Below are 7,960 nucleotides of genomic sequence, written 5' to 3'. Positions count from 1 at the left end.
AGTCCCTGGCCAGCCGCACTCCGCGTTGCAAGCGCTTGCCGGGTGCCTACACGCCTGCGCGCTTGCGCCTTGATTGCGGCTGGCCAGGGGCTCACGCACCACCGATTTCACTGATTCGCTGGACTAGGATGCCCGCCCGCCTTGCGCTATCTCAGGAGCCCCCACGATGTACCGGTTCAACCTGCCCGACATGAGCTGCGGCCACTGCGTGGCCGCCGTCACCCAGGCGCTGAAGGAGGCGGACGCGCGGGCCGGCGTGCAGGTCGACCTGGCCACCCGCACGGCCCAGGTCGACAGCACGCTGCCGCGCGACACGCTGTCCGCCGCGCTGGCCGAAGCCGGCTACCCGCCGGCCCCGGAAGCCTGAGCGCCGGCGCCACAAAAAAAGCGGGCCCGCAGGCCCGCCCTCTCGATGCCCGCCGAACTCAGGCGAACTTGAACGGCAGCTCGCGCTGGCGCTGGCCGGTCAGGCGTGCCACCGCGTTGGCGAGGGCCGGCGCCAGCGGCGGCAGGCCAGGCTCGCCCATGCCCTTGGGCGGCTCGCTGCTGGGGACGATGCTGACGGTCATGACCTTGGGCGCGTCGGTGATGCGCGGCATGGCCATGTCGTAGAAGTTGTTCTGCTCGACGACACCGTCCTTGAACGTCACCCGGTGCGTGGGCATCGTCGTGCCCAGCGCCATGATGGCCGCGCCCTGCACCTGCGTCTCGACGGCCTTGGGGTTCACGCACAGGTTGCAGTGCACGCCGGCATGCACTTCCTGCAGCACCGGCTGACGGTCCTTGCCCTTGCCCTTCATGCTCGCCACGACGATGTAGGCCACGACGGACTCGAAGCTCTCGTGCACCGCCACGCCCCAGGCCTGGCCGGGCTTGAGCTTGCGCTTGCCATAGCCGCTCTTGTCGACGGCCGCCTGCAGCGCCTGCTGGTGGCGCGCCGCCTTGGCGTTGCCTTCCATCAACTTGAGCCGGTAGGCCACGGGGTCCTGCTTGGTGGCGAACGCGATCTCGTCGACCAGCGTCTCCATCACGTAGGCGGTGTGCGTGGAGCCGACCGAGCGCCACCACAGCACCGGCACGTTGACGTCCGGGTGGTGCACGCTGAGGTTCATCGGGAACTCGTAGGGCTCGCGCATGCCCTCGGTGGTCGTGTTGTCCACGCCCTTCTGGTAGCCGAAGCCCTCCAGCGGCGAGCCCTTCAGGATGCTCTGGCTGACGATGCGGTGCTGCCAGCCGATGATCTTGCCCTTGGCGTCGAAACCGATCTCGGCGCGGTGCACGGTCATGGGCCGGTAGTAGCCGGCCTTGACGTCGTCCTCGCGGCTCCAGATCACCTTGACCGGCATGCGCTGGCCGGCCTGGGCCAGCGCCACGGCCACGGCAGCCGCCTCGCGCGGCCATTCGGAGGCGGGAGTGGCCCGGCGGCCGAAGCCGCCACCGGCCATCTGCACGTTGATCTGCACCTGCTCGGGCTTGAGGCCCACCGCCTTGGCCAGCGCCATCGCGTCCAGCCCGGGCATCTGCGACGCGTAGTAGACGTCGCAGCGGTCGGCCTGCAGGTCCACCGTGCAGGCCAGCGGCTCCATCTGCGCGTGGTTCAGGTAGGGGAAGACGAAGTCCGCCGTGATCTTCTTGGGCGCCTTGGCCCAGGCGCTCACGTCGGCCTGGAACTCGGGCTTGGGTGCCGGCGTGCCGGGCGTCTTGGCGAGCGCCAGGTATTGCTGGGTGAGTGCTGTGGTGTCGGGCTTGCCGACGCCGGCCAGGTCCCAGTCGACCTTCAGCGCGTCACGGCCCTTCTTGGCGGCCCAGTAACCCGTGGCGACGACGGCCACGCCCTGGCCACCGCGGTCCAGCGTGATCGGCAGCACGGCCTTCACGCCCTTGACCTTCAGCGCCTCGGCCGAATCGAGCTTGGCGATCTTGCCGTTGAACACCGGCGGACGCTGGATGACGGCCACCGCCATGCCGGGCAGCTGCACATCCATGCCATAGGCCTGGGTGCCCGTGCTCTTGGCCTTGGAGACCACCAGGCCGGTCGGCTGGCCGATGAGCTTGAAGGCCTTGGGGTCCTTCAGCGTGACGGCTTCGGGGACCGCCTGCTTCATCGCGGCGTCGAAGAACTCGCCGTAGCCGGCCGTCTTGCCCGCACCGCTGATGACGCCCATCTCGGCCTTCAGCGACGACGCCGGCACGCCCCAGCTCTCGCTGGCTGCGGCCAGCAACATGGCCTTGGTGCGCGCGCCCAGCTCGCGGTACTGCTGGTAGCTGTTCTTCACCGAGTTGGAGCCGCCGGTCAGGTGCATGCCGAACAGCGGGTCGACATAGGCGCCCTTCTGGTCACCGAAGCCGGTGCGAACCTTGCTCCAGTCGGCCTCCAGCTCCTCGGCGCAGATCATGGCCAGGCCGGTCTCGATGCCCTGGCCCATGTCCATGCGGTTGCACAGGATGGTGGTGGTGCCGTCACGCGCGATGGTGACGAAGGCGAGCGGCTGCTCGGTCGGCTTGCTGCCGGGCTTGGCCTTGCCGTCCTGCGCCAGCGACACGCCGGGCAGGAGTGCCAGGCCGACGGCGCCGCCGACGGTGGTGGTGACGAAGGCGCGACGGGACAGGCCGCCCGTCAGCGCTTGGTCGATGCGTCTCGGATTCAGCATGTCGGGCTCCTCAAGCGAGCTGCGCCGCGGCCGCATGGATGGCGGCCCGGATGCGGGTGTAGGTGCCGCAGCGGCAGATGTTGCCGGCCATGGCTTCGTCGATCTGCGCGTCGGTGGGCTTCTTGTTGCTCTTGAGCAAGGCCACGGCGCTCATGACCTGGCCGCTCTGACAGTAGCCGCACTGCGCCACGTCATGCGCGACCCAGGCCGCCTGCACGGCCTGGCCGACCTTGTCGCCCGCCACGCCTTCGATGGTGGTGACCGGGCCCTGCACCGACGAAATCGGCGTCAGGCAGGCGCGCACGGGGCTGCCCGCCACATGCATGGTGCAGGCGCCGCACTGGGCGGCGCCACAACCGAACTTGGCACCGGTGAGCTGCAGTTCTTCTCGGACCGCCCAAAGCAGCGGCATATCGGGGTCGGCGTCGAGCGCGACGGCGCGACCGTTCACGGTCAGGTTGATCATCGGGGGCCTCCGGGTGTGGAAGGCCGCGACTCTAGCCAGATGGCCAGACCCCGTACAACAGTCAGGCATTGCCCGCCCCCTACCCTCCCGCCGCGGCGAGGCCCGCCGCCGCCATGCCCGAGAATGCCGCGAGCTACTCAACAAATGAGGCCGGCGGCGCCACAAGCGCCAACGGCCCGATGACAAGACCCGAGGAGACCCCATGCCGGTTTTGACCACCCAGCTCAACCCACGCGCGGCCGATTTCAAGGCCCATGCCGACGCGATGCGTGCGCTCGTCGATGACCTGAACGCGCGGCTCGCGCAGATCGCGCAGGGCGGCGGCGAGGCCGCCCGCGCCAAGCACACCGCGCGCGGCAAGCTGCTGCCGCGCGAGCGCGTCGAGCTGCTGCTGGACCCGGGCACGCCCTTCCTGGAGATCGCGCCGCTGGCCGGGCTGAACCTGTACGACAACGCCGCCCCGGGCGGCGGCGTGGTGGCCGGCATCGGCCGCGTGTCGGGTGTGGAGTGCGTCATCGTCTGCAACGACGCCACCGTCAAGGGCGGCACCTACTACCCCATCACCGTCAAGAAGCACCTGCGCGCGCAGGAGATCGCCGCGCAGAACCGCCTGCCCTGCATTTATCTCGTGGACAGCGGCGGCGCCAACCTGCCCAACCAGGACGAGGTCTTCCCCGACCGCGACCACTTCGGCCGCATCTTCTTCAACCAGGCCAACCTCAGCGCCGACGGCATCCCGCAGATCGCCGTCGTCATGGGCTCGTGCACGGCCGGCGGCGCCTATGTGCCGGCCATGAGCGACGAGACCATCATCGTCAAGAACCAGGGCACCATCTTCCTGGGCGGCCCGCCGCTGGTGAAGGCCGCCACGGGCGAGGTCGTCACCGCCGAAGACCTGGGCGGCGGCGACGTGCACACGCGGCTCTCCGGCGTGGCCGACCACCTGGCCAACAACGACACCCATGCGCTGGCCATCGCCCGCCAGTCCGTCGCGCGGCTGAACTGGCGCAAGGCCAACCCGCTGGCCACCCGCGAGTCGCTCCCGCCCCTCCACGACCCCGCCGAGCTGCACGGCGTGATTCCCACCGACACGCGCAAGCCCTTCGACGTGCGCGAGGTCATCGCCCGCCTCGTCGACGGCAGCGAGTTCGACGAGTTCAAGGCCCGCTACGGCACGACGCTGGTGTGCGGCTTCGCCCACCTCGAGGGCATGCCGGTGGGCATCGTCGCCAACAACGGCATCCTGTTCGCCGAAAGCGCGAACAAGGGCGCCCATTTCATCGAGCTGTGCTGCCAGCGCAAGATCCCGCTGGTGTTCCTGCAGAACATCACCGGCTTCATGGTGGGCCGCAAGTACGAGAACGAAGGCATTGCGCGCGCCGGCGCCAAGATGGTGACGGCCGTGGCCTGCGCGCAGGTGCCCAAGTTCACCGTCATCATCGGCGGCTCGTTCGGCGCCGGGAACTACGGCATGTGCGGCCGCGCCTACTCGCCGCGCTTCCTGTGGATGTGGCCCAACGCGCGCATCTCCGTGATGGGCGGCGAGCAGGCGGCCAGCGTGCTCTCCACCCTCCGCCGCGACGCCGTCGAGGCCAAGGGCGGGCAGTGGAGCGCCGAGGAGGAGGACGCCTTCAAGGCGCCCATCCGCCAGCAGTACGAAGACCAGGGACACCCCTATTACGCATCGGCCCGGCTGTGGGACGACGGCGTCATCGACCCCGCCGACACGCGCCGCGTGCTGGCGCTGGGACTGAGCGCATCGCTGAACGCGCCCATCCCCGACACCAAGTTCGGCGTGTTCCGCATGTGATGAACATTCGACAGCTTCACGCCAGCGATTCGCTGGAAGCCCTGACCGCACTGCTGCACGCGGCCTACGCCTCGCTGGCCGCCCAGGGCTGGAACTTCACCGCCGTGAACCAGAGCGTGGCGGTCACCCGCGAGCGCGTGGCCCACGGCCAGGCCTTCGTGGCCGACCTCGACGGGCAGCTCGTCGGCACCGTGACCGTCTGCCCGCCCAAGCCGGCCGACGGCCAGTACCTGGGCGACCCGGTGCCCGCCTGCTACACGCAGCCCGACACGGCCATCCTGGCCCAGCTGGCCGTGCACCCGAGCCAGCGCGGCCAGCATCTGGGCGAGCGGCTCATGGACGCCGCCGAGGCCTGGGCTGCCGCACAGGGCTATGCGCAGATCGCGCTCGACACGGCGCGGCCGGCCGAGCACCTGCTGCGCCGCTACGCCCGGCGCGGCTATGTGCAGGTCGGCGACGTGCAATGGGCCGGCAAAACCTACGCCAGCGTGCTGATGGTCAAGCTTCTCGCGGCGAAGGCGGCCGCATGACGCGGCGGTTCACCCGGGCCTGGCTGCTCGCCGCCATCACCGCGTGCGCGGCACCCGGCACGCTCACCGCGCAGCCGGCCGCCGCCCCCGAGCCGGAGCGGCTGCAGGCCGACATCCGCGAGGCCGTCGTGCGCGTGCCGGCGCGTGTGGAGGACTCGTTCGGCAAGCTCGCCGAGGGCGAGTTGCCCGTCACCACTTTCCGCCCGGTCGGGCCGGGCCCGTTTCCGCTGGTCATCATCAGCCACGGCCGCAACTCGGAGAAGCGCGCCGACTACAAGCGCCAGCGCTACGAATCCGCCGCGCGCTATTTCGTCCGCAAGGGCTTCGCCGTGGCCGTGCCGCTGCGCCTGGGCTATGGCGAGCTGGCCGAGGCGGGCGACCCGGAAACCAGTGTGTCGTGCACCCAGCCCCGCTACGGCGCGGCGCTGCAGGCGGCGGCGCAGCAGATCCTGACCGTGCGCGCCTTCATGGCCCGGCTGCCGGACATCGACGCGAGCCGCACGGTGCTGGTGGGCGTGTCGGTCGGCGGCATCGCCACCGTCGCGGCCACGTCGGCCCACGTGCCCGGCCAGATCGCCGCCATCAACTTTGCCGGCGGCCACGGCGGCAACCCCGATGAACACCCCGGCGAGCCCTGCCAGACGGAGCAGCTGCGCCGCCTGTTCCGCGCCTATGGCGAGGCCAACGCCAGCGTGAAGCCGGCCACGCCGACGCTGTGGATCTACGCCGAGAACGACCGCTACTTCGGCCCCCGCCACGCGCGCCGCTGGGCCGACGCCTATGCCGCAGGCGGTGGCGCGGTGGAGCTGCGGCTGCTGCCTGCCCATGGCGAGGACGGCCACAAGCTGTTCACGACCGGCAACGACGTGTGGCAGCCGCTGGCCGACGCCTTCCTGGCGCCGCTCGGCTTCACCACCCCGGGGCAGCTGGCCCAGCCGGCGCCGCTGCAGCCCTTGAACGGCGAGGCCAGCGCGCCGGCCGGCGCCACCGCCGGCCAACGCAGCGGCTTCCAGAAGTTCCTCGAGGCCAAGCTGCCGCGCGCCTACGCGCTGGACGGCGCCGGCCATTGGGGTTTTGCGTCGGGCGACGACACGCTGTCCCGCGCGCTGGCGTTCTGCCAACGCAACATCCGCACCGAGCCCAACGGCACGCCGGCCACCACCTGCCATGTCCACGCGGTCGACGAGGCCGTCGTGAGGAGCGCTCCATGAGCTACCCGCATCTCACGCTGACCCGCCACGGCACGCTGGCCCGCGTCACGCTGAACCGCCCCGACGTCCGCAACGCCTTCAACGCCGAACTGATCACCGAACTCACCGAGGCCTTCACAGCGCTAGGCCAGGACGCCACGCTACGCGCCATCGTGCTGGCCGCCGAGGGCAAGGCCTTCTGCGCCGGGGCCGACCTGAACTGGATGAAGGCTTTTGCCCACTACAGCTGGGACGAAAACCATGCCGACGCCACGCGGCTGGCCGACATGCTGTGGGCGATCTACAGCTGCCCGGTGCCCGTCATCGCCCGTGTGCAGGGCGATGCGTATGCCGGCGGCGTGGGCCTGGTGGCCTGCGCCGACATCGTCGTCGCCGCCGACACCGCGGGCTTCTGCCTGTCGGAAGCGAAGCTGGGCCTGCTGCCGGCCACCATCGGCCCCTACGTCGTCCAGGCCCTGGGCGAGCAGGCCTCGCGGCGCTACTTCCTGACGGCGGAGCGCTTCTCGGCGGACGAGGCCCGGCGCCTGGGTCTCGTGCACGAGGTCGTCGCGCCCGAGGCGCTGGACGCCCGCGTCGACGAGTTCGTCGCCGCGCTCGCCACGAACGGCCCGGCTGCCGTGCGCGCCTGCAAGCAGCTGGTGAAGGACGTGGCCGGCCGGCCCGTCACGCCCGAACTGCGCGACGACACGGCCCGCCGCATCGCCGACATCCGCGCCAGCGCCGAGGGACGCGACGGCGTGCAGAGCTTCCTGGCCAAGCGCAAGCCGGGCTGGCTACCCGACTGACAACCATGCGCTACCGCTACACCGTCTCGCTGACACCCCCGCCGCCGGCCGACGCCGAGCAGCAGCTCGGTTATGTCTATTCGGAGTTCGAACTGAACCTGCCACCGCCCTGGCAGCCGCTCGCGCACGAGCAGGACAACGCCGTGGCCTTCCGCTCGCCCGACGACGACGCGGCCCTCATCGTGTCGGTGGACTTCATCGCGAGCGGCGCGGACGACCTGCAGGCCCTGGCCGAGCAGGTCATCCGCGACCGCCTGCAGGCCTTGCCCACCGACGGCCTCGGCCCCTGGCAGACACTGCAGCAGCAGATCCGCCCCCACCGCAGCGGCGCCGCGCTGGAGATGTCGTTCGCGGCCGAGCTGCCCCGCGAGCGCACGGCGCTCTACCTGGGCTACGCCACGCCGCGCAAGCTGCTGCACTTCATGATGGCCGGCGGCCCCGACCGCGCCGCCGCCATCGCCCTGTTCAACGCCACCGTGCCGCATTTCAAGCCGCGCCTGCCCTGAC

At 70.8% G+C, this 7,960-nt stretch carries 8 protein-coding genes; 6 read left to right on the top strand and 2 right to left on the bottom strand.

Going from position 1 to position 7,960, the window contains the following annotated elements; all coding sequences use genetic code 11:
- Positions 1–166: 166 nt before the first annotated feature.
- Positions 167–367 (top strand): heavy-metal-associated domain-containing protein, encoded by a 201-nt coding sequence (locus tag ACG00X_RS21115; protein WP_394491234.1) that lies wholly within the window; start codon positions 167–169, stop codon positions 365–367.
- A gap of 58 nt (positions 368–425) precedes the next feature.
- Here the strand turns inward: ACG00X_RS21115 and ACG00X_RS21110 are convergent, their stop codons facing one another.
- Together ACG00X_RS21110 and ACG00X_RS21105 are read right to left on the bottom strand one after the other, a co-directional pair.
- Positions 426–2,651, bottom strand: a complete 2,226-nt coding sequence (locus ACG00X_RS21110) for a xanthine dehydrogenase family protein molybdopterin-binding subunit (RefSeq protein ID WP_394491232.1) — start codon at positions 2,649–2,651, stop codon at positions 426–428.
- Between the two features lie 10 nt (positions 2,652–2,661).
- Entirely contained in the window at positions 2,662–3,117 is a 456-nt protein-coding gene (locus tag ACG00X_RS21105) for a (2Fe-2S)-binding protein (protein WP_394491230.1), read from the bottom strand.
- Between the two features lie 202 nt (positions 3,118–3,319).
- On the opposite strand from ACG00X_RS21105, the gene ACG00X_RS21100 reads away from it, so the two are divergent.
- From ACG00X_RS21100 to ACG00X_RS21080, 5 genes are read left to right on the top strand one after another with little or no spacing between them, the layout of a single operon-like run.
- The gene (locus ACG00X_RS21100; RefSeq protein ID WP_394491228.1) at positions 3,320–4,927 is read left to right on the top strand and encodes a carboxyl transferase domain-containing protein; all 1,608 of its coding nucleotides are present in this window, start codon (positions 3,320–3,322) and stop codon (positions 4,925–4,927) included.
- Positions 4,927–5,457 carry a GNAT family N-acetyltransferase gene (locus ACG00X_RS21095; protein ID WP_394491226.1) on the top strand — a complete coding sequence of 177 codons (531 nt, stop codon included), beginning with the start codon at positions 4,927–4,929 and terminating at the stop codon, positions 5,455–5,457. The genes ACG00X_RS21100 and ACG00X_RS21095 overlap by 1 nt, the downstream gene beginning before the upstream one ends.
- On the top strand, positions 5,454–6,668 hold the full coding sequence (locus ACG00X_RS21090) for an alpha/beta hydrolase family protein (RefSeq protein ID WP_394491224.1): 1,215 nt from the start codon (positions 5,454–5,456) through the stop codon (positions 6,666–6,668). The genes ACG00X_RS21095 and ACG00X_RS21090 overlap by 4 nt, the downstream gene beginning before the upstream one ends.
- On the top strand, positions 6,665–7,453 hold the full coding sequence (locus tag ACG00X_RS21085) for an enoyl-CoA hydratase/isomerase family protein (RefSeq protein ID WP_394491222.1): 789 nt from the start codon (positions 6,665–6,667) through the stop codon (positions 7,451–7,453). The genes ACG00X_RS21090 and ACG00X_RS21085 overlap by 4 nt, the downstream gene beginning before the upstream one ends.
- Positions 7,454–7,458: 5 nt before the next feature.
- The gene (locus tag ACG00X_RS21080; protein WP_394491220.1) at positions 7,459–7,959 is read left to right on the top strand and encodes a hypothetical protein; all 501 of its coding nucleotides are present in this window, start codon (positions 7,459–7,461) and stop codon (positions 7,957–7,959) included.
- Position 7,960: the final 1 nt, after the last annotated feature.

This window comes from Pelomonas nitida, assembly GCF_043555975.1.
GTDB classification, from domain to species: domain Bacteria; phylum Pseudomonadota; class Gammaproteobacteria; order Burkholderiales; family Burkholderiaceae_C; genus Pelomonas; species Pelomonas nitida.
Note: the sequence above shows the minus strand (reverse complement) of the source record. Positions and strands in the feature narration are given on the sequence as shown.